This window comes from Arthrobacter sp. AOP29-A2-19, assembly GCF_058138025.1.
The window spans coordinates 234,687-254,335 of the sequence record NZ_CM176894.1 but is presented as its reverse complement, the minus strand read 5'-3'; the positions used below and the strand labels follow the sequence as shown (position 1 = coordinate 254,335).

Here is a 19,649-nt window from a genome sequence, read left to right as displayed (position 1 = left end):
GCCGAGGGCCTGCCCCGGCTAGGCGTCGGCCTGAAGGCGGACGTAGTCCGGGTAGCGGGCCGTGAGGGTGTCTCCCGAGGAGGTCCCGGTGAGCCTGCGCCTCACCCACGGCACCACGTGTTCGCGCGCCCACTGGGCGTCGGCCTGGACTTGCCGCAGCCGTCCGATCGCGGGCGCCGTCTCAAGCTCCGGCGTCGCGATGCCGTCCGTGGCGCGCAGCACCTCCAGGACCCTTTTCGCCATCAGCGTGTGGCCGGGCACGCCCATGTGCAACCGGTCCTGCGCCCAATAGCGCCAGTCCCGGAACTCGCGCCAGCGCCAGTAGTCGGCGATGGCGGCGTCGTGCTTCTCGGCGATTTCGCGCACCCACTCGTTGTAGATCGCCGTGCGGCCGCGGGTCTTGCCGAAGACGGCCGATGCGGACGAGTCGAATCCCGTGAAGAGCACGACGGCGGCGCCGGTTCCGCGCAGCGCGGCCACGGCCGCCTCGTACCCCTCCATCAGGTTGTCGATGTCCACGCTGGGGCGAAGGATGTCGTTCCCGCCGGCGTAGAGCGTGACCAGGGTCGGCTTCAGTTCCAGCGCCACGGGCAGCTGCTCGGCGACCACTTGGCGGATCTTCTTGCCCCGGACCGCAAGGTTCGCGTAACCCCATGCGGGGTCCGCCGCGCCCAGCTGTTCGGCCACCCTGTCGGCCCACCCGCGGACACCGTTGGGGCGGCCCGGGTCGTCGTCGCCCACACCTTCGGTGAACGAATCTCCCAGGGCCACGAATCGCTTTGTAAAGTCCACGCAGACAGCCTAGCCACGTTCCCGCGCCAATGCCGTACGTGCGGCGGCCGGCGGTCTCTAGCCGGCGGTCGCGCCGTCGAGGAGGTGGATACCCCGGCCCGTGGCCAGCGTGTGCCGGAGCCGGGGGGATTCCTCGGCGTCACGCAGGGGTGCGCGACCGCGCAGATGGTCCCGGTATCCCAACGCGGCCAGGGTCAGGTAGCCCAGGCCGGCCTCGGGCAGCGCGGCCTGCAGCTCCACCGTGGCCCCGTCCGCGATCAGCAACCCGAAGACGCGTTCGCGACCCTCGGCGGGTTCCCCGCGCTCCACGTCGACGCATCGCCGCAGCCCGTGCAGGGCGCCGACGTCCGCCATCACCGTCTTGCTCTCGATGACCAGCCTGTCCCCCCGGCGCAGCGGGCCGTCGTCGTGCCGCACGCGATACACGCGATCCGGCCGACGCCGTTCACCTGGGGCCAATTCTCTTCCGCCGCGTTGGCGGGCCGGATCGACCCGCGGTGCCAGGTCGTAGCCGAACGGCGCCAGCACCGAGATGTTGTCCTCCAGCCAGGCGGCGAATTGCCTCTCCGACCCAACGCGGGGCACCTCGAACGGACGCCCAAAGGGGTAGTCGGCCTGCCGGCCGAAGCCATCGACCCACGCGAACAGGACTAGCCCGAGATCGTCTAGGGACTCGTTCGTATACGCCGTCCGGATCGCCGCCAGCTCCGAGAGCAGGTTCAACTCGAAATACACCGGGTGTTGTTCGACGACTTCCGTTGCGAGACCCAGTGTTGCCGCGAGTTCCGGCGGTTCCAGCGTGTAGAGGTCCTCGGGCAGCGACCGGGCCTTGAACAGTCGCCAGACGGCGTCCCAGACGGGGTCGCCCACGCGCGTGTACATCAACGGTGGCGCAAAGATCGAACCGTCGTCTGTGACCAGGTCGCGCACCAGGTGTTCCGCGTCCTCGACGACGGACGCGACGTAGACGGGATCGAGCCCGCAGCGACGGGCGATCGACTGAACGCGCGCGCGATCGCGGTCCCGGTGCGCCGACCATCTCGGTCCCGGTGCCGTGGCGCCGCCGTGCTGCGTTTCGTTTCCCACCCCAAGGCCCCCAGACCAATTCCAGCGGTTGTTCCCCACAACCGCCTGCAAGAACATCAGGGGCACACCACGGTGTCAATGCTTGTGAACCGCGACTAGTCCCGGCCGCGCGCGGCGCTCACGGGCCCGGCGCACGGGGCTCACAGCCAACGCCTAGCTCCGGGCGAGAGGCTGGGAGGGCAGGCAGCAACCTGCTGCACGACCCGAAAGGACAACGCCGTGAACCTCCGCAGCGCGATCTTCGTCTCCGTCGCTTCCGCGGGGGTGGTGGCGACGGGATGGCTCGGCGGCACCGCCGCCGGTCCGCTCCTGGCGCCCGCGGCAGCTACCAGCTTCGCGGCGCCGACCAGCTTCGCGGCGCCCACCAGCTTCGCGGCGCCGGCGGCGCTCCCGGACACCCACGGAGCAACCGGAGCGGCGGTGGCCATGGTCGACAGGCGCGCCCTGGTGAGCGGATCGCCACTGCAGCTCGTCGGGGGCCCGGACTACGCGGCGGCCGACTATCCGCGCACCCTTCAGTCGACGGTGGACGGGGAGCACGCGTGAGCGGCGAGGGCCCGGCCTCCCGCGTCCCGGACGGGTCCTCTCCCTTGACCTTTCAGGTCGCCACCCGCACGTTTGTGGCCGTCGATACCGTGGTCGCGGTAAGCGCGCCGATGGACCCGGAGGAGCTCGCCGCCGTCGTCCAGGCCGTGGAACGCGTGTTCACCGAGGACGCGCACCGGATGCCGGGCGGGGCGGACCTGAAGGCCCGTCTCACGGCACGGACCGGCCGGGCCCTCATGGACTTGGCGCTCCCCCACTGGGCCGTCAACGCCGGCGGGGACATCCTCTGCACGGGATCGCCGTCCCCTGGCCAACCCACCGGCGGCGACCCGTACTACGGCACGCCGTGGCGGGCCGGCATCGCGGATTTGATCGGCGGGAGCTCCCTGGTGGCGGACGTTCCGCTGGCGGGCACGCCCGGGTTCACCGCGGCGCTGGCGACGTCGGCCGACGGTAGGCGGGGCGCCTACCGTCAGGTGAGCGTCCTCTCCGAAGACATCGTCGCCGCGGGACGCGCGGCCGCGGTCATTCTGGCCGGGGGCCCCGCCGCCCTGGCGGCGGCGCTGCGGGAACCCGGGCTCGCCGTTCTCGCCGTCAGGCATGGCGGGCAGGTGCTGGCATCGAACGCGTGGCCCCTGCCGGCGAGGGGTCGGGAAGGCGCCGGGGAGACCGGAGACCCGCGCCGGGGGCCGGAAGCCTAGACCCCGAGGACGGCCTGGCGGACCGCGACCGTCAGACGCGCACCGCGCGATCCCGTCCCCGACGCCTCCGCCCGCGCGGGGACGTAGCCGAAGCCGGTCCCGTACGCCGGGTCGGCGAATCCGAGCGATCCGTTGGCGCCGTCGTGCCCGAAAGCCCGCGCCGAACCGAAATCGTTGCGCGGCTGGGACTTCATAAAAACGACGCCGAACGCCCCGCTGAGGCCGTTGCCCCGATCGATCCCGAAGACCTGCTCCTGCGCCATCGCGGCTCGGGTGGCGTCGGAGAGGAACGGATCGCCCACGGTTCCGTCCGCTTGGACGACGCCGGTGCTCGCCGCCGCATACAGGCGCGCCAGTCCGCGGGCGCTGGCCACGCCGCCCGCCGAGGCGAGCCCGGCGGCGCGGATCGCGCGGACGTTCGGCAGGTCGAGGATGTCACGGCTCGGGCCTTCGGGCCCCTCGAAGCCGGCGGTGGAATTCACGGAGAGGCCGAGGACGCCGAACGGGTCGATGAAAGGAAGGTCCGGCGCTTGCGCGGGCTTGAGCACGTTGCGGAAGCGAGCCTCTTCGGCGTCGGGCAGTCCCAGGTGGAAGTCGATCCCGAAGGGGGCACGGATCCGACGCTCGTAGATGTCCTGCAGCTGTTCGCCGGCGACGCGTCGGGCCAGCTCTTCCATAAAAACGCCGATGCTCAGCGCGTGGTACGAATGCGCGGCGCCGGGCCGCCACGCCGGGGTCAGGGAGCCCAGGATGCGTGCCGCGAGCCGGGAGTCGACGTACTCCTCGAGGGTCATCCCGCCGTCGACGCCGGGAAGGCCCGCCTGGTGGCTCAGCAGTTGGCGGACCGTGACCAACTCCTTGCCGCCGGCCGCGAACTCGGGCCAGTACGCGGCAACCGGCGCGTCGAGCTCCAGCACTCCCTCCTGCAGGAGAATGCCGACCACCATGGCGGCGGCGCCCTTGGAGCAGGAGAAGATCCCCGTCAGGGAGTCCCGTTCGCTGTTCGGCCCGACGGCGACGTCCACGACCGGGCGACCCTCGTGGTAGACGGCGAGCTGCGCCGAGTAGTCGGGATCCTCGGCGGCGAAGTCGCGGAGCAGGTCGGCGACCGGCTCGAAGCGGGGGTCGGCCGGTTCCCCGGTCACGGTGCGGCTTTCGGTGCTCTCAGTCATCTGCCCCAGTGTATTGGGCCGGGAGGCGCGCGGCCGCCCGGCGGGCCGGCGCTAGGATTCGGGCGTCTCCTGGCGGAAGCGCAGCCGCCAGCGGCCGGCGTCCCGCTGCCACGAGGACCCCACGAGGATGGTTCCGTTCGGGTCGGAGAGCCGGTAGGCCAACTGCACCACGTCTCCCCCCAGGAGGTCGGAGGCGAGGAGTTCGAAGCGTCCGGAATGGCCCGGGCGCGCCCGCCGCTCCCCGGCGAGGTCGTCCTCGTCGGCATCGTCCCCGTCGTCGTCCGCCGCGCGCGCGGCGTCGTCCTCCGTGGCGAGCGAGGCGAGCACGGCGATCGTCGAGTCCTTGTCTCGAAGCGTCCCGTCGGAGGCGATCTCCCGGTAGCCGGGATGCAGGAGGTAGTTCAATTGCCCCACCTCGAACCGGACGGACGGTTCCAGGAGCTCGCGCTCGAGCGTCACGACCGCGTCGATGTCCACGCTGCCCGTTCCGGTCTCCTGAATGTCCTCGAGCGAGCTGAACAGATCGTCCTGCTCCACTCCGGCACTCCCCGGCTCCGCCGCGGGCGTCGGAGCGGTGCGTTTCGGCGCCGTGCCTGTCGGCGCGGCCTCCTCGATCGCCGTCGCCCCCGCGAAGCCGGGCCCCGCGTCGACGGCGCGCTTGCCCTGGTAGGCGGTGGCCGCGGCCCGCGCGCGCACGTCCGCGGCCTCGTTGAGATCGTGCCCGGCGTGCCCGCGAACCCACTCGAAGCTGTAGTCGCGGCCCTTGATGGCGTCGTCGATCTGCCGCAGGATGTCCACGTTCAGGACCGGCTTGCCGTCCGCCTTTTTCCAGCCCTTGCGCTTCCAGCCCGGCATCCACTTCGTGACGCAGTTGATGACGTACTGCGAGTCGCACAGGATGTGCAGGTGCTCTTGGGGAACGTGGGCGGTTGCCTCAAAGAGGTCCAGGACGGCCATCAACTCGCCCATGTTGTTGGTTCCGTGCGGCCATCCGCCGGCGCGCCAGCAATCGTCATCCACGTACCAGGCCCAACCCGCCGGGCCGGGGTTTCCGAGGGCAGAGCCGTCCGCGGCGGCAGTAATCGTCATGGATTCAATCCTGCCATGTCCCGCCCACGGCTTGCGGCGGCGGGACGCGGACTACGCGGGGGTCAGCGGATTGTGGCCGGGCTCGACCTCTTCCCCCGGGCGCACGGGGCCGGGTGCCGTGCCCGTTCCGAACGGGGCACCGCCCAACGCCTCGCGGCCGTGCGGATCCAGCCAATTGGCCAAGTCGGGGCCCGCCGGAACGATCCTTGTGGGGTTGATGTCCTCGTGCACCACGTAGTAGTGGGCCTTGATCTGTTCGAAGTCCACCGTGTCCCCGAACCCGGGCGTCTGGAACAGGTCCCGCGCGTAGGCCCACAGCACCGGCATGTCCGTGAGCCTGTTCCGGTTGCACTTGAAATGGCCGTGGTAGACGGGGTCGAACCGGACCAGCGTGGTGAAGAGGCGCACGTCCGCCTCGGTGATGGTGTCCCCCATGAGGTATCGCCGGCCCGCCAGGCGCTCCTCGAGCCAGTCCATCGCGGTCCATAGGCGATCGTAGGCGTCCTCGTAGGCCTCCTGCGAGCCGGCGAAGCCGCAACGGTAGACGCCGTTGTTCACCTCGGTGAAGATCCGCTTGATGACCGGTTGCATGTCCTCGAGGAGATCGGCCGGCAGGAGGTCCGGGGCGCCCTCCCTGTGGAAAGCGCGCCATTCGGTGCTGAAGTCCAGGGTCATCTGCGGGTAGTTGTTGGTGACCACCCCGCCGGAGGGGATGTCGACCATCGCCGGCACGGTGATCCCGCGCGGATAGTCGGGGAAGCGACGGAAAAAGTTCTCCTGCAGCCGCTCTGTGCCCAACACCGGGTCGCGGCCGTCGGGATCCAGGTCGAACGTCCAGGAACGGGCGTCGTGGACGGGACCGGGGGTGCCGAGCGAAATGGCGTCCTCGAGACCGAGCAGGCGCCGAACGATGATGGCCCGGTTAGCCCAGGGGCAGGCGCGCGCGGCCACCAAGCGGTACCGGCCCGGTTCGACCGGCCACGCGTCGGCTCCCTCCGCAAGGCCGCCACCGGGGTCGCCGATGCTGCTTCCCGTCGGGCCGGCCGAGGCCCGCGCGGCCTCCGGATCGGCGACGATCCGGTCCTCGATGTAGTTAGTGTCGCGGCTGAATTCGGCACCGCCGGTGACGTAGGAACCTCGCGTGGAGTACTCGTTTGCTGCCATGCCCCCAAGCCTACGGTCACGCGGGCGGCCACCTCCCCTTGGACCGTGCCGAAGCCATTGTCCGTTCAATGGATTTGCCTTACGATGTCAATCGGATGGGGAAATTGTTCCCTCCTGGGGGACAAAGGTGCTGGTGCGACTCAGCCATGGCCCCTGCCTTTCTTTCACTCCAGGGGAACCCATGAGCCGCCGCTTGACCACACTCCTTGCCGTTTCCACGACGATGGGCGGGCTCCTTCTCACCGCCACGCCCGCCCTGGCCGAGCCCGTCTCCGATCAGGTCGTGACCGACGTCGCCTCACCCCAGACTGCATCCGCGCCGGCCGAATCCGCCGCCCCTGCTGTTGCCGCGCCCGTTGTTTCCCCGGCCGCGCCTTCCGCTGCGGAGACGCCCGCTCCGCAGGAGGCCGGGGAGTCCACCGCGCCGGCCGGTGGCGGGACGGCCGGCGGGACCGACGTCGTGGTCGACGAAGCGACCACCGCGGTCCCGGAGCCGGTCGAGGCGCCAACCGAAACCTCCGATGGCGAGTCGCCGATCACCGACGCCGGCGGGGCCACCGAGGCGGTCGGCGAAGATCTGCCCGCCGGCCTGCCGGAAAACATCGCGTCCGACGTCGCTGCTCCCGTCCTCGTCGAGGCGCCGGCGGCGCCCGTTGCCACCGACGCGACGGCGGCAAACCTCGACAAGGTTGCCGTTCCGACCGCGGTCGAGGCAGCCCTTGCACAGGCCCTGGAAGCGACGGAGAGCGCGGACGCGTCGACCACCGCCAGGGCAGCGGCCGCGGCCCGCACGGACTATCCCACCCTGCCGGAAGGCTCCGAGCACTGGGATGACGAGAAGTGGTCCGACGAGGCATTCGACATGGTCCTCGACTGGCTGGACGAGAACGAGGAAGCGCTCGCGAACGACAAAGAGTTCTTCGACATCTTCGAAACCATCCTGGGCTACATGTTGGCGGAGGACGAAGACGCGCTCTTGGCGTACCTCGAGGAAGAGTTCGGTGACAACCAGGACTTCGCCTACGGTCTGACGCTCCTCATTGAACGGGCGCTGTCCGGCGAATGGCCCGGCGACGAAACCGACGGTACCGGGACCGGGGATCCCGAAACCCCTGCCGTACCCGTGGAGCCGGAGGTTCCGGCGGAACCCGTCGTGAACCCGGAGCCGGCAACGCCGCCGCGCATCGAACCCGTGGCGACCGTTGTGACGCCGCGTGCGCCCGTGGCCGCGGCCGCACCGGCCGAGTTGGCTCAGACCGGTCCCGACCAAGCCATTGTGGCCGCCGGCGCGGGAGCGGCACTGCTCCTCGCCGGCGCCGCGATGGTCCGTCTCGGCTCCCGCGGGCGGCGCTCCTCGCCCTCGATGTAGACGCACTCCGCACGGCTATTGGGCCGGCTGCCTTTCGGGGCGGCCGGCCTTTGCCGTTCCCGCCAGCCGGGCGTACGCCCCGTCGCCGGCCAACAACTCGTCCGGCGTTCCCCGTTCAACGATTCTGCCGCCGTGCAACACAACCAGCTGGTCGGCCCGCTCGACGGTGGAAAGTCGGTGGGCGATGGTGACGGTCGTGCGCCCTTGGGAGAGGCGGTCCAGAGCGGCCTGAACCTCGGCTTCCGTGGTGTTGTCCAGCGCCGATGTGGCCTCGTCCAGCACCAGCACGCGCGGATTGCGCAGAATCGTGCGCGCGATGGCCAGCCGCTGCTGCTCGCCGCCGGAAAAGCGGTGGCCGCGGGCCCCCACCACGGTGTCCAGGCCGTCCGAGAGGCCCGCAACGAGGTCGGCGATGCGCGCGGACGCCAAGGCCCGCCATAGCGCGGCGTCGTCGGCGTCCGGGGCCGCCAACAACAGGTTGTCCCGGATCGACGCATGCACGAGGTACGACTCCTGGGAGACGACGCCCACAATCCGGGCGAGGTCGTCCGTGGCGAAATCCCGCACGTCGATCCCGTCGATGGTGACGCGGCCTCCGGCGGTGTCGTGGAGCCGGGACACAAGCGAGCCCAGCGTCGTCTTTCCCGAACCGGTCGGGCCGACCACCGCCGTGGTTGTCCCGGCGGGCACGCGCAGGTCCACCTGGTGCAGGACCGCGGGGCCGCCGTCGTAGGCGAACGACACGCCTTCGAAGCGGAGCTCGCCCAGCACGGAGGCGTAATCCACACGCACGGGGCGGGCCGGAGGAAGGATCTCCGGCTCCAGATCCAGGTATTCGAAGATCCGGCTGAACAGGGCCAGGGCCGTGACCCACTGGACCCCGACGTTGAGCAGGCCCATGATCGGGCGGAAGATGGTTCCCTGCAGCGCGGTGAAGGCCACGAGGGTGCCGATGGTCATCCCGCCGGTGGCTGCCGGGAAGCCGGCCGCAAGATAGATCGCCGCGGGGATGGCCGCGAAGACGATCCCCATGGTGGCCATACGCCAGCGGCCCGCGAGCTGCGACCGCATCTCCAGGCCGATCAGCCGGTGGGAGGACTCCGAGAACCGGTCGGCGTCGCGTCCCGTGGTCCCCAGCGTCTTGGCCAGGCGGACCCCGGAGACGGACAGCCCCTCCTCGACGTGGGTGTGCAAGTTGGCGAGTTCGCGTTGCCGCTCGGCGGTGATGTCCCGGCGGAGCAGCGCCACGCGGCGGCTGAGCCAGACGGCGGGCGGGATGACCACCAGTGAGAGGAGGCTCAGTTGCGGCGAGAGAGCCACCATGGCGACGGCTGTGGCGACCGCAGTGGTCAGGTTGGAGGCGACCGACGTGGCCGTGTTCGTGACCACCGACTGCATGCCGGAGATGTCGTGGGTGAGGCGTGACTGGACGTCGCCGCCGTGGGTGCGCGTGAAAAATCCGAGGGACTGCCGCTGCAAGTGCGTGAAGAGGCCCGTTCGGAGCGTGTGCATAACGCGCTGTCCCATGTCCGTGGCCATCCACGTCTGCACCACTCCGATCACCGCCGTGGCCGCGGCGACGGCCACGAGGCCTCCGGCGAGCGCGGCCAGCAGCGCGGTGTTCCCGGTCGGCAGCGCGTCGTCGATGATGGCCCGGATGAGGAATGGCTGGGCGAGCCCGATGACCGAGGACAGGCTGATGAGGAGCACAACCAGTACGATGCGTGTCTTGTGTGGGGCGAACAGCCCTGCGATGCGCCGGAGGCTGACCGGGTGCGCCCTCAGCTGGCCCTTGTCCGCCGGGTCGACCCGCGCCGCGCGAGGCGCTCCGCCGGGTTCGCCGCGCGCCTGGCCCGCCGCGGATCGGCCCGTCCCGCCGTTGGAAGGCCGGGGTACTGCTGAGGAATTGGCTGGCATTGTCATGGGCACCACCTCCTGTGGTGTGGGGACGCTGGTTGCGCGTCAATATACAGAGGTTACCTCACTATGTGGTTGCCGGGCAATCTGTAGGATGGTGTTATGCCTCTCCCCCAGCACTCCTCCCCCGACTCCGCGGCGCTGGGGGATCTGTTCCACGCGGCGTTCCGGGGCCTGCGCAGGACCTGGTCGTCCCAGTTGGCCCCGTTCGAGCTGACGCCGCACCAGTGGCGCGCGCTGCACGTCCTCGCCGGCGGCCACGGACGCCCGCAAGGCCGTGGGCAGGCCGAGGCCCTGCGCCTGAACGAAGTCGCGGAGCGGCTGCGGATCGCGCCGCGTTCGGCGACGGAGGTGGTGGACCAGCTCGAAGCCAAGGGGCTCGCGGCCCGGCGGCCCGATCCACGAGATCGCCGCGCCACACAAGTGCTCCTGACGGGAGAGGGCGAAGAGCTGTTGGAGCGCGTGCTGGCGGTGCGGCGGCAGGAGTCCGGCCGCTTCTTTGGACGCCTGGGAGCGGACGAACAGGCTCAATTGGCCCGCCTCCTTGGCATCCTGGCGGACGACGGCGACATCCCCGGAGACGAACGCCCGCGGTGAGTGTCCGGCCACGCGAGCCACCCGGCGCGCCCCGGCGCTAGCCGCGCCTCCGGCGGACGCCCGCCTGCCGCGAACGGCGCTTCCTGTCGCGCTTGCGACCGGCCCGGCGGTCGGCGGCGTCCGACCGCTCCAGGCGGCCGCCCGCGGCGGCCCGCCCGGGGCGGCGCGCCGGCGCCTCCGGCCGGGTGGACGCCGGCAGCTTGAGGGCAAGCCAGGCGGCGAACACACACAGCCCCAGGACCGCGGGAAACGCCATTCCGAAAATCAGCCCCGCGGCCATCCCGCCCGCGCCCAAGGCACCCGTGAGCCAATGCGCCAGCACCAGGCGGTGGACGGCGGGCAAGTGGCCGGACTCGGCGCCGATCGCGTAGAACCACGCCACCGCGGCGGCCAGCAGGCCATAGGCGTAGATCTCCCACACGTCGTCGCGGGCAAACCAGGAGATCGTCAGCGACGCGAAGCTGCCGGTCAGCAGGAGTGCCGCCGGGACGCCTTTCCAGCCTGCCATGATGGCCGAACCCGCCACGGAAGAGATCAGGATGGCAAATCCGATCAAAGCCGCGAACGCCCCGACGACCCAGTCTCCGGAGCGGTACCAGGTCCCCGGCATGAACTCCGCAAGCGGGGCCAGGCCCGCCAACACGGCCGCAAGCACAACGAGCACCAGGGGAATCGATGTCGCCAGCCGCACGGCCGTCCCGGCCCGGGAGAACGCCACCCACTCGCCCCGGTCATCGATCCACGCGGCGCCGCCAACCTTGGCGATCAGCACCAGCGCCAGCGGAATCAGCACGCCCGGCGCCAAGATGTGGAGGATGGCGCCCGCCCAGCGGTTGCCGGGCGCGTGGCCGAGGAACGGGATGGTGAGCAGGCAGGCCGCGGCGGCCAGCACCGCCAATCCAGCGAGAATTCCGGCGGCCACCAGGAGCGAGCCGCGCGCGGCCTCCGCCCTGGTATCGCCGGCCTCGCGCTGCGCCACCGTCATCGCTCCGCTACGGCTCTCATGGCCTGAAGCCTAGCCCGCCGCGCCGCGGCCCCCGCCGCGCCGCGCGGACGAGGGCCGGTGGTCGGCGGCGGGCGCGGCCTAGCGGGACGCGGGCGGGCCGGCCGGCTCCGTCTCGGGGCCGGCCGGCGTCCCTTCCGGTTCCGCCGTGTGCCAAGTGTCGACGGCGATCACCAGGCCGAGGATCGCCAGCGCGATGCAGATGGAGCCGGTGACGTCGGTGAACCAGTGGAAGCCGGTGTAGAGGCGGCTGGACGCGGAGGACAGGATCCAGGCCGTCGCGGCGGCGAGCCCGCCCCAGAACATCCATGGCCTCGGATGGGTGTGCCGCGAGTACAGGACGTAGAAGCCCAGGAGGGCGAAGTTCGTGGCGCCCAGGGTGTGGCCGGAGATGAACGAGAACGTGTGGTCCGCCTCGAACAGCACCATCAGGTCCGGCGGCGGGCGGGGCTTGTCCACGGTGTCGCGGATCAGGATGGCGATCAGGACACCCAGAAGCATGCCGCCGGCAAGCATCGTGGGCCGCCAGGCGTGCTTCCCGAGCCAGATCCAGCCGACGGTCAGGACCAGCATCAGCACGGGAAGGAAGACCGGGCCCGTGACCATGGACAGGAACCACATCACCCCGTCCAGCCCCGGCCCGCGCAGATCAACGAAAAAGGCCCGCAGGGGTTCGTCGAGCGTTGCGGCGCCGGCATGGTTCAGGATGCTCCACAGGATGAACGCAAACCCCGCCAAGCCCACAACCGCCAGCGCGGCCGCGGTCCTCAGGAGTGCCTGCCGCGACTGCGCCGACATCGGCCGTTGTTCGTCGAAGTAGCGCCTCAAGACGGCGCGCACATGTGCCATGGGCAGAAGCGTATCCCTTGGCCTGTTGGTGCGTGTGGCCGCGACGTATTCTGATGCCACCCAAGACCAGACCAAGAGAAACAAGGTGATGGACCATGGCCGGAATTGTCAGGCGCGACAGGTTCGACTTTCTTCCGGAGCAGTTCCGCAAGTTCGTGGAGGGCGAGTGGGACACGTCGTGGATGCGGGTGGAGGAGTTCCAGGACGGAGGGACGCTGGTGGTCCGCGCCGAGCTTCCGGGCATCGATCCCGAGAACGACGTGGACATCACGGTGGCCGAGGGCGTGCTCCACATCAAGGCCGAACGCCGGGAACGGACGGAGAACAAGGACAAGTCGGGCTACCGCTCCGAGTTCCGCTACGGGGCGCTCACCCGCAGCATCACGTTGCCCAGCGGAGCCAGCCAGGACGACATCTCGGCGGCGTACCGGGACGGCGTCCTCGAGGTGCGGGTGCGCGTGCCGGAGGCCGGCGCGGGGACCACCACGAAAATTCCGGTCACCCGGGCGTGACGCGCGGGCGGCGCAACGATTGTGCCGCCCGGTCCCCGACGGGACAGTATGGGGCCGTGAACACACCCACGCGGCTCTGGCTCCCGGCCGGGCTTTCCCTGATGATGGTCGGCTGGGGGGCCAACCAGTTCGCCTCGCTCCTGGCGTTCTACCGGCAGGAACACGGCTTCTCCGAACTCGCCGTGACGTCCATGCTCGGCGTCTACGTCGCCGGGCTGATTCCGGCGCTGCTTGTCGCGGGGCCCGCCTCGGACCGCATGGGGCGGCGCGCCCCGACGCTCGGGGCCGTGCTGCTCTCCGTCGTTGCCAGCGCGGTCATGGCCCTCGGCGGCGTCGGGGCCGCGCCCCTGTTCGCCGGCAGGTTCCTGGCCGGTGTCGCGACAGGAATCGCCATGGCCGCCGCGACCAGCTGGATCAAGGAGCTTTCCCAGCCCCCGTGGTCCGCCGCCCAGCCCGTGGGGGCGGGCGCGCGGCGGGCGTCGCTGCTCACCACGGCGGGGTTCTGGCTCGGCCCGGTCGTGAGCGGGCTGGTGGCGAACTGGGCGCCATTGCCTGGGGTCCTCCCGTACCTGCTGCACATCGTTCTCTGCATTCCCCTGGTGGCCCTCGCCTGGCGCCTCCCGGAAACCCGGACCGGCGCTGGTTCTCCGGATGCGGGGATCCTCCGCTCGCTGCGCACGACCCCGGTCCCCCGGTTCCGCCGGGTCGTCGCACCGGCGGCGCCATGGGTGTTCGGATCCGGCACGATCGGCTTCGCCGTTGTGCCAGGCATGATCGACGACGTGGGCGACTTCCGGCTGCTCTATTCGACGGCGGCCGTGGCCCTCACGCTCGGCTGTGGGGTGGCGGTGCAGCCTCTGGCCCGGCGGATCGACACGGACCGCTCCGCGCGCGCCCTGCTGGTGTCCCTGGCGACGGCGCTGGGAGGCCTCCTGGTGGCCTTGCTTGCCGTCGTCGCCCAAGATCCCTGGACCGGGCTGGCGGCCTCCGCAGTGCTGGGCGCGGCCTACGGGCTCACGATGGTCTCCGGGCTACTCGAGACGCACCGAGCGGCCGCCCCCGCGCAGTTGGGGGCGTTGACGGGCCGCTACTACACGCTCGCCTACCTGGGATTCCTGGCGCCTACCGCTTTGGCCTTCGCCGGCCAGTGGCTGGGCTCCACGACGATCCTGGTCTCCGTGCTGGTGCTGTGCGCCGGGTCGATCGCGACCGTGGCCGCGAACGGGCGATTCCGCTCTCCAGCGCCCCCGCCGCTTCCCCGCCCCTAGGCGAACAGTCCTGCCGGCTCCCCCGTCCCCTCCAGATAGGCGCGCCGGCGGTCGAACAGGCCGGGCACGGCGTCGCGCGCGCGCTCGATGATCCGCGGCAGGTCCCCGGTCACGAGCCGTCCGCCGCGGACCACTTCGACCCCGTCGACCACGGTGAGGTCCACGTCGGAGCCGCGCACCGCGTGGACCAGGTTGTGGTGGATGTTGGCGTAGTGGCCCTCCCCGATCAGCGGCGTCATTCTGGGCGTGTCCGTCCGCACCGCGATGAAGTCCGCACGCTTTCCGGCCTCCAGCGACCCGAGCCGCCCCTCTTGACCGAGCGCGGCGGCGCCGCCCATGGTGGCCATCCGGAGGACGGTCCAGGAGTCCATCGCGGCGGCGTCCATGGCTCCCAGTTTGCCCAGCAGCGACGCGACCTTCATCTCCTCGAACATGTCCAGGTTGTTGTTCTCCTTTTCGCCGTCCGTCCCCAGACCGACATTCAGGCCCGCACGCAGCATGCCGGCCACGGGGGCGATGCCCGAGGCGAGCTTCATGTTGCTGACCGGGTTATGGGAGATTCCGACGCCGAACTCCGCCAAGTGCCCGATCTCGTCCCCGTCGAGCCACACCGCGTGGGCCAGCATCACTCGCGGCGCCTCGTAAAATCCCAGCTTCTCTAGCGCGAAGGCGGGCCGGCAACCGTAGCGTGTCCCGAACAGCTCCAGCTCCTGCTCGGACTCGCTGCAGTGCGTGTACAGCCCGGTGTTGTGCTTGATCGCGAGGTCCACGGCGCGGCGCTGCCCGGCCTCGTCGGCGTAGAAGGGATGCTCCAGCCCGACCCAGGGCACTATTCGGCCGTTGGCGGCGCCGGACCAGCGCTCCAGCATCCGCTCGTTGTCGTCCAGCGTGTCGAAGTAGTCGTAGTCCGGATGCTCGCCCACGTAGTTGACGGTGACCAGGCGGTTGCCAAGGGCCTCCGCGGCCCGGGCGGCGCCGTCCATAAAACGCCACATGTCCACGATGGTGGTGGTGCCCGCGAGCAGGCCCTCCGCGTAGCAGAGCCACGCGGCGGCCTCCGCCTCCTCCGGCCGAAGCACGCGGTGCATCGGGTCGATGTGCAGCCGCAGCCACTCCCACACGGGCAGATGTTCGGCGGTCCCGCGAAGCAGCCCCGAGTGGTGGTGCGCGTTGACCAGCCCCGGCATCAGGAGGCGGTCCCGGAGTTCGTGGGGCACTGCCGCCGGGTGGCGGGCGCGCAGCGTCGCGGCGTCCCCGACATCCAGGATCGCGCCGTCCGCCACGAGCATGGCGCCGTCTCTGAGGATGGTGTTCCGTGCGTCCATCGTGACGACGTGGTCGGCCGAGTAGAGGTGCTGCGTCATGTGTTCTCCCGCTGGGGTTTGGGGGCTGGTCTTCGGAGGGGTCGGTGTCCGGAGGGGCTGGTGTTCGGAACGGCGGTCCGGTGCGGCGGTCTCAACGCGTGGCCGCCGCCACGAGCTCGGCCGCGCGCTCCGCTACGGCCACCACCGGTGCCTGGATGTTGCACGTCGGGATCTCGGGGAAGACGGAGGCGTCGGCCACGAAGAGGCCACTGATGCCGTGCACGTCCAACCCGGGCGAGACGACGGATTCGGGGTCCGTTCCCATCCGCGCGGTGCCGCAGCAGTGGAAGAACGTGTCGCAGGATTCGCGGACGAACCGCTCCGCGTCGCGGCGGGAGAGCCGCCCGGGAGGGCTCAGCGGCCCGTCGACGAGTTCCCGGTAGCCACTGGTCCGGGCGAGGTCCTGGACAGTGTCCAACGATTCGACGAGCGCTTCGAGATCCGCGCGTTCGGACAGGTAGTTGGGTTGCAGGTCCAGCGTTCCGGCGGCATCGCGCAGCCGCACGTGACCGCGGCTGCGCGAACGCATCAGCCCCGGGGAGACGGCGCACACGTCGCCCTCGACCCCGTATCTGGCCGCGAGCTCGGGCCCGGCATGGGGACCCTGCACGACAAACGCGTGCAGATCCGGCCGGTGGTCCGCGCGCGAACTGCGCCAGTTCAGCATCGATCCCCCGCCGTTGTCCCGCAGGGCGGCCAGGGGGCCGCGGAGCCTGAAGTTCACGCCCATCAACAGCGGGTGGTCCTGGAGGTTGGCGCCCACGCCGGGCAGGGCCGCGCGCGTCCGGATGCCCAGCGGACCCAACTGCCCCGGATCCCCTATGCCGGAGAGCATCAGCAGCCGCGGGGTGCCGATGGCCCCGAGCGTCAGGACCACGGCGGCCCGCGCCAGAGTTATGGTGCCGCGCCCGCCGTCGTGGTGGGCGACGCCCGTGCACCGGTCCCCCTCGAACAGCAGCCCCGCCGCCTCCGCGCCGGTGCGCACGGTCAGGTTGGGCCAGCCCGTGGCGGGCCGAAGATACCCGCGGGCCGTGCTCCAGCGGCGCATCACGCCGTCCGGCCCCGTCGTCGCATTGAAGTTCGCGAATGTGGCACCCTCGTTGGATTCGGCGTTCGCGTCCTCGACGACGGGCAGGCCCAGCTCGGCGGCCCCGGTGAGCAGCGCGGCGGCGACCGGGTGCGGGTCCGGGGAAGTCTCGATGCGCATCGGCCCGCCCGCGCCGCGGAACGGGGTCCGGCCTCCCTGCCAATCCTCGCTTTTCCTGAAGTACGGCAGGAGCGCGGCGTAGTCCCATCCCTCGGCCCCGGCGTCCGCCCAGGCGTTGTAGTCGTCGGCGTGCCCGCGGTACCAGAGCATGGCGTTGAGGCTGCTGGAGCCTCCCAGCACCCTCCCGCGCGGGATGGCGATGGACCTCCCGTTCACCGCGCCGGTGGGTGTGTAGCGGTGCTTCCAATCGTGCTCGCCGCCCAGCAGCGAGGTCCAGCGCGCGGCCACGTCGATGTCGGCGGCTCCGGCGTCGGGCCCTCCGGCCTCGAGGAGCAGGACGGTCGCGTCCGGGTCCTCGGCGAGCCGCCGGGCCAGCACGCAGCCGGCGCTTCCGCCGCCGACCACCACGTAGTCGTAGGCCGCCGCGAGTTCCGCCCCGGGCGTCCGGTCCTCGACCCCGGGCATCAGTTGTGCTCGCTGGGGCCCATGATGGTGATCCCCTCGGTCTTCTCCACGTGGCGGACGAAGATGTACTTGTCCTCGCGGCCGTCCGAGTGCTTGCGCTTGATGCCCGGCTCGAGGATCCCGTCGGTCTTCGCCACCACGACGTAGGGCGCGGTCGCGGCGAGGCCCGCGGCGCAGTGCGCGTCGAAGTCTTCCAGGTTGTCCACCACATACGCGTCGCCGATACCGCATCCCTTCGCGATCTCGGCGAGGTTCACCCGGCCCCCGGCGGTGTGCGTCTTGGGTCCGCCGATGGACTGGTAACACTCGTTGTCCCAGACGACGACGAAGAGGTTTTCCGGGCGTTCGTTTCCCAGCGTGGCGAGGATGCCGAGGTTGAAGAGCAGGCCGCCGTCCGTGTCCAGCGAAACGATCCGGCGGTGCGGCAGGCCGACGGAGAGGCCGAACGCCTCCCCGGTGACGCAGCCCAGCTGCTGTTGGAACAGGGACGCGTCGCGCATGTGCGGGGCCGCGTTGTACCACTCGTCGACCGCGCCGCCGAGGGACAGGACCACCAGCTCGTTCTCGAGCCGGGCGCCGAGGCGGCGCATGCATTCGATTCTCTTCATCATCGGACGATTCCTCCCGAAAGGACGACGGCGGAGTGGTGGTAGGCGGCGTAGGACCAGGCGTAGGAGTCGGTGATGGCCCGCTCGATCTCGCCGGCGTCCTTGACGATCCGGTACGGTGTGCGCAGGGCGTCCAGGATGGGCTCCATGGTGATGCCGTGGGGGACGGCCCACCAGTTGTTCTCGCCGAGGTCACCGCGGTGGCTCATGACCATGACCACGGGGATGCCGGCCCCGAGCCCCAGGCGTGCAAGGTGCTCCACGGACGCGCGCAGACCGGAGTTCTCCATGATGAGCGCCGCCTTCTTGCCGGAGAGGAAGACCCCGCCGCAGATGGCGGCACCCTCGCCCTCGTTGGTGACTTGGATGGTGCGGATGTCCGGATCCGCGTCAAGCGCGGGGTAGAGCTCCTTCAGCAAAGAGTCGGGCAGGTAGCAGACCACCTCCACCCCGGCCATCTTCAGGCCGCGGATCACGGCGTCGACTGAGTCCTTGTTCATCGGTTTTCCTTCCTTGGTGCGTGCAATGGCTGGGGTGCGGTGCTGCGGGCGGGGCGGTGCCGGGCGCCTGGATGGCTCGCGGCCAGTCGTCCCTCCCCGCCGGTCAGCCGTTCGCGCAGTGTCCGCGGCGTCCCGCCGTCGTGGTCTTTCGTGGGCACGAGCCCGCGCTCCCGGAGCAGCGGCAGGACGCCGCCGATGAAGTCCGCGAAGCAGTCGGGGCCTCCGAAGGTCGGTTCGAGCATCAGGCCGTCTAGTCCCGTCTCGGAGACGAGGTCCCCGATCTGGTCGGCGACGCCGTCCGCGGTCCCCGTGAGTTGGAATCCGCGCAGGGCCTGCCGGCGGAATCCGTCCAGCACGGCCCCTATCGTCGGGACCGGCTGGCCGGGACGCACGTAGCGGTCCACCAGCGTCTGGCCCTGCTGGGCGTCCATGCCTGCGGCGGCGGCCTCCGTCACCGGCGCCTCGGGATCCGCGGAGCGCAGGTCGATTCCGGTCATCCCGGCGAACATGACCGCCGCGTCCCCAAGGGTGTAGAGCGCCTCGAGCTCCGCGCGCCTGGCGGCCGCGGCCGCCGGCGTCGCGCCGATGACCACCGTGGCGCCGCTGATGACCTTGATCGAGTCCGCCGGCCGCCCGTTGGCGACGGCCGCGGCCCGGATGGCCGCCACCTGCCCTGCGGCCTGGGCGTTGTTCTGGCCCTGGATGAAGACGGACTCGGCGTTCCGGGCCGCGAACTCCCGGCCGCGCGTGGAGGTTCCCGCCTGGAAGAGGACGGGCGTGCGTTGGCGTCCGGGCGCCACGCCGAAAATACCGGAGCTGGCGTAGTGCGCGCCCCGGTGCTCGATGCCGCGCACCCTCGTGGCATCCGCGTAGACGTTGGCGCCGGCGTCCCTGGCCTCCGCCCCGTCCTCCCAGCTGCCTTCCCAGAGCTTCAGGCAGACCTCGACGAACTCGTCCGCGCGGTCGTAGCGCCCGTTGTGGGTCGCGCCGGCGTCGGACAGCCCGAACAACCGGTCGGTGGTGGACTGCGAGCTGCCGGTGACCACGTTCCATCCGATGCGGCCGCCCGTGAAGTGGTCCAGGGTCGCGAAGCGTCGGGCCGAAGCGTAGGGGTGCTCCACCGTGGTGGGGGACGTGACCACAAAGCCGAGCTCACGGGTCTCCCGGGCCAAGGCGGCGATCAGGAGCATGGGGTCCAGCCCGGGGAACTGGATCCCATGCTCGATGACCTCGCGCGGCACTTCCCCGTCGATGCTGGCGTAGCCGTAGGTGTCCGCGAAGAACAGGAAGTCGAAGCCGGCGTCGTCCAGCATCCTGGCGACGCCGACCCAGTAGTCGACGCGGTCCCAGTCGCCGCCCTTCGCGTCCGGATGGGTCCAGGTGGGGAGCCCGTTGTTGGGGTTGAGCATCTCGAAGACGCCGAGGCTGATCTGTCCCACG

General features: G+C 70.8%; 19 protein-coding genes. 6 read left to right on the top strand and 13 right to left on the bottom strand.

Annotated elements, in window-relative coordinates; all coding sequences use genetic code 11:
• Positions 1 to 18: 18 nt before the first annotated feature.
• Both AC3ZJJ_RS01170 and AC3ZJJ_RS01165 read right to left on the bottom strand, forming a co-directional pair.
• Positions 19 to 792: an SGNH/GDSL hydrolase family protein gene (locus tag AC3ZJJ_RS01170; protein WP_489893450.1), complete on the bottom strand. Its 774-nt coding sequence runs from the start codon at positions 790 to 792 to the stop codon at positions 19 to 21.
• Between the two features lie 57 nt (positions 793 to 849).
• Positions 850 to 1,878, bottom strand: a complete 1,029-nt coding sequence (locus AC3ZJJ_RS01165) for a hypothetical protein (RefSeq protein WP_489893449.1) — start codon at positions 1,876 to 1,878, stop codon at positions 850 to 852.
• A 219-nt stretch (positions 1,879 to 2,097) separates the two neighbouring features.
• Between AC3ZJJ_RS01165 and AC3ZJJ_RS01160 the strand changes: the two genes are divergently transcribed.
• Together AC3ZJJ_RS01160 and AC3ZJJ_RS01155 are read left to right on the top strand one after the other, a co-directional pair.
• Positions 2,098 to 2,424: a hypothetical protein gene (locus tag AC3ZJJ_RS01160; protein WP_489893448.1), complete on the top strand. Its 327-nt coding sequence runs from the start codon at positions 2,098 to 2,100 to the stop codon at positions 2,422 to 2,424.
• On the top strand, positions 2,421 to 3,125 hold the full coding sequence (locus AC3ZJJ_RS01155; RefSeq protein WP_489893447.1) for a hypothetical protein: 705 nt from the start codon (positions 2,421 to 2,423) through the stop codon (positions 3,123 to 3,125). The genes AC3ZJJ_RS01160 and AC3ZJJ_RS01155 overlap by 4 nt, the downstream gene beginning before the upstream one ends.
• On the opposite strand, the gene AC3ZJJ_RS01150 is transcribed toward AC3ZJJ_RS01155, so the two are convergent.
• Genes AC3ZJJ_RS01150 through AC3ZJJ_RS01140 form a run of 3 tightly spaced genes read right to left on the bottom strand, consistent with a single transcriptional unit; the run spans position 3,122 to position 6,550 of the window.
• Positions 3,122 to 4,297, bottom strand: a complete 1,176-nt coding sequence (locus tag AC3ZJJ_RS01150; protein WP_489893446.1) for a serine hydrolase domain-containing protein — start codon at positions 4,295 to 4,297, stop codon at positions 3,122 to 3,124. The two genes, AC3ZJJ_RS01155 and AC3ZJJ_RS01150, sit on opposite strands and share 4 nt — an antisense overlap.
• Positions 4,298 to 4,348: 51 nt before the next feature.
• On the bottom strand, positions 4,349 to 5,386 hold the full coding sequence (locus AC3ZJJ_RS01145; protein ID WP_489893445.1) for an RNase H family protein: 1,038 nt from the start codon (positions 5,384 to 5,386) through the stop codon (positions 4,349 to 4,351).
• A 51-nt stretch (positions 5,387 to 5,437) separates the two neighbouring features.
• Positions 5,438 to 6,550, bottom strand: coding sequence for a glutathione S-transferase family protein (locus AC3ZJJ_RS01140; protein ID WP_489893444.1), 1,113 nt, complete (start codon positions 6,548 to 6,550; stop codon positions 5,438 to 5,440).
• Between the two features lie 181 nt (positions 6,551 to 6,731).
• Here AC3ZJJ_RS01140 and AC3ZJJ_RS01135 point away from each other — a divergent pair, with 181 nt between their 5' ends.
• Positions 6,732 to 7,919: a hypothetical protein gene (locus AC3ZJJ_RS01135; protein ID WP_489893443.1), complete on the top strand. Its 1,188-nt coding sequence runs from the start codon at positions 6,732 to 6,734 to the stop codon at positions 7,917 to 7,919.
• A gap of 15 nt (positions 7,920 to 7,934) precedes the next feature.
• Here AC3ZJJ_RS01135 and AC3ZJJ_RS01130 read toward each other — a convergent pair whose 3' ends face one another.
• The gene (locus tag AC3ZJJ_RS01130) at positions 7,935 to 9,842 is read right to left on the bottom strand and encodes an ABC transporter ATP-binding protein (RefSeq protein ID WP_489893442.1); all 1,908 of its coding nucleotides are present in this window, start codon (positions 9,840 to 9,842) and stop codon (positions 7,935 to 7,937) included.
• 96 nt (positions 9,843 to 9,938) lie between these two features.
• On the opposite strand from AC3ZJJ_RS01130, the gene AC3ZJJ_RS01125 reads away from it, so the two are divergent.
• Positions 9,939 to 10,433 (top strand): MarR family winged helix-turn-helix transcriptional regulator, encoded by a 495-nt coding sequence (locus AC3ZJJ_RS01125; RefSeq protein WP_489893441.1) that lies wholly within the window; start codon positions 9,939 to 9,941, stop codon positions 10,431 to 10,433.
• Positions 10,434 to 10,470: 37 nt separating this feature from the next.
• Here AC3ZJJ_RS01125 and AC3ZJJ_RS01120 read toward each other — a convergent pair whose 3' ends face one another.
• Both AC3ZJJ_RS01120 and AC3ZJJ_RS01115 read right to left on the bottom strand, forming a co-directional pair.
• Positions 10,471 to 11,418, bottom strand: coding sequence for a hypothetical protein (locus AC3ZJJ_RS01120; RefSeq protein WP_489893440.1), 948 nt, complete (start codon positions 11,416 to 11,418; stop codon positions 10,471 to 10,473).
• A 99-nt stretch (positions 11,419 to 11,517) separates the two neighbouring features.
• Positions 11,518 to 12,285: a phosphatase PAP2 family protein gene (locus tag AC3ZJJ_RS01115; RefSeq protein WP_489893439.1), complete on the bottom strand. Its 768-nt coding sequence runs from the start codon at positions 12,283 to 12,285 to the stop codon at positions 11,518 to 11,520.
• 95 nt (positions 12,286 to 12,380) lie between these two features.
• Between AC3ZJJ_RS01115 and AC3ZJJ_RS01110 the strand changes: the two genes are divergently transcribed.
• Together AC3ZJJ_RS01110 and AC3ZJJ_RS01105 are read left to right on the top strand one after the other, a co-directional pair.
• Entirely contained in the window at positions 12,381 to 12,797 is a 417-nt protein-coding gene (locus AC3ZJJ_RS01110) for an Hsp20/alpha crystallin family protein (RefSeq protein ID WP_489893438.1), read from the top strand.
• Positions 12,798 to 12,853: 56 nt separating this feature from the next.
• The gene (locus tag AC3ZJJ_RS01105; protein WP_489893437.1) at positions 12,854 to 14,065 is read left to right on the top strand and encodes an MFS transporter; all 1,212 of its coding nucleotides are present in this window, start codon (positions 12,854 to 12,856) and stop codon (positions 14,063 to 14,065) included.
• On the opposite strand, the gene AC3ZJJ_RS01100 is transcribed toward AC3ZJJ_RS01105, so the two are convergent.
• The 5 genes from AC3ZJJ_RS01100 to AC3ZJJ_RS01080 form a co-directional block, all read right to left on the bottom strand.
• Positions 14,062 to 15,429: an amidohydrolase family protein gene (locus AC3ZJJ_RS01100; RefSeq protein WP_489893436.1), complete on the bottom strand. Its 1,368-nt coding sequence runs from the start codon at positions 15,427 to 15,429 to the stop codon at positions 14,062 to 14,064. The genes AC3ZJJ_RS01105 and AC3ZJJ_RS01100 overlap by 4 nt on opposite strands.
• Positions 15,430 to 15,520: 91 nt before the next feature.
• The gene (locus AC3ZJJ_RS01095) at positions 15,521 to 17,101 is read right to left on the bottom strand and encodes a GMC family oxidoreductase (RefSeq protein WP_489893435.1); all 1,581 of its coding nucleotides are present in this window, start codon (positions 17,099 to 17,101) and stop codon (positions 15,521 to 15,523) included.
• Complete coding sequence (locus AC3ZJJ_RS01090) at positions 17,101 to 17,712, bottom strand: thiamine pyrophosphate-dependent enzyme (RefSeq protein WP_489893434.1); 612 nt, start codon at positions 17,710 to 17,712, stop codon at positions 17,101 to 17,103. Before AC3ZJJ_RS01090 ends, AC3ZJJ_RS01095 begins: the two co-directional genes overlap by 1 nt.
• Entirely contained in the window at positions 17,709 to 18,209 is a 501-nt protein-coding gene (locus tag AC3ZJJ_RS01085; protein WP_489893433.1) for a thiamine pyrophosphate-binding protein, read from the bottom strand. Before AC3ZJJ_RS01085 ends, AC3ZJJ_RS01090 begins: the two co-directional genes overlap by 4 nt.
• On the bottom strand, positions 18,206 to 19,648 hold the full coding sequence (locus tag AC3ZJJ_RS01080) for an NtaA/DmoA family FMN-dependent monooxygenase (RefSeq protein ID WP_489893432.1): 1,443 nt from the start codon (positions 19,646 to 19,648) through the stop codon (positions 18,206 to 18,208). The genes AC3ZJJ_RS01085 and AC3ZJJ_RS01080 overlap by 4 nt, the downstream gene beginning before the upstream one ends.
• Position 19,649 lies beyond the last annotated feature (1 nt).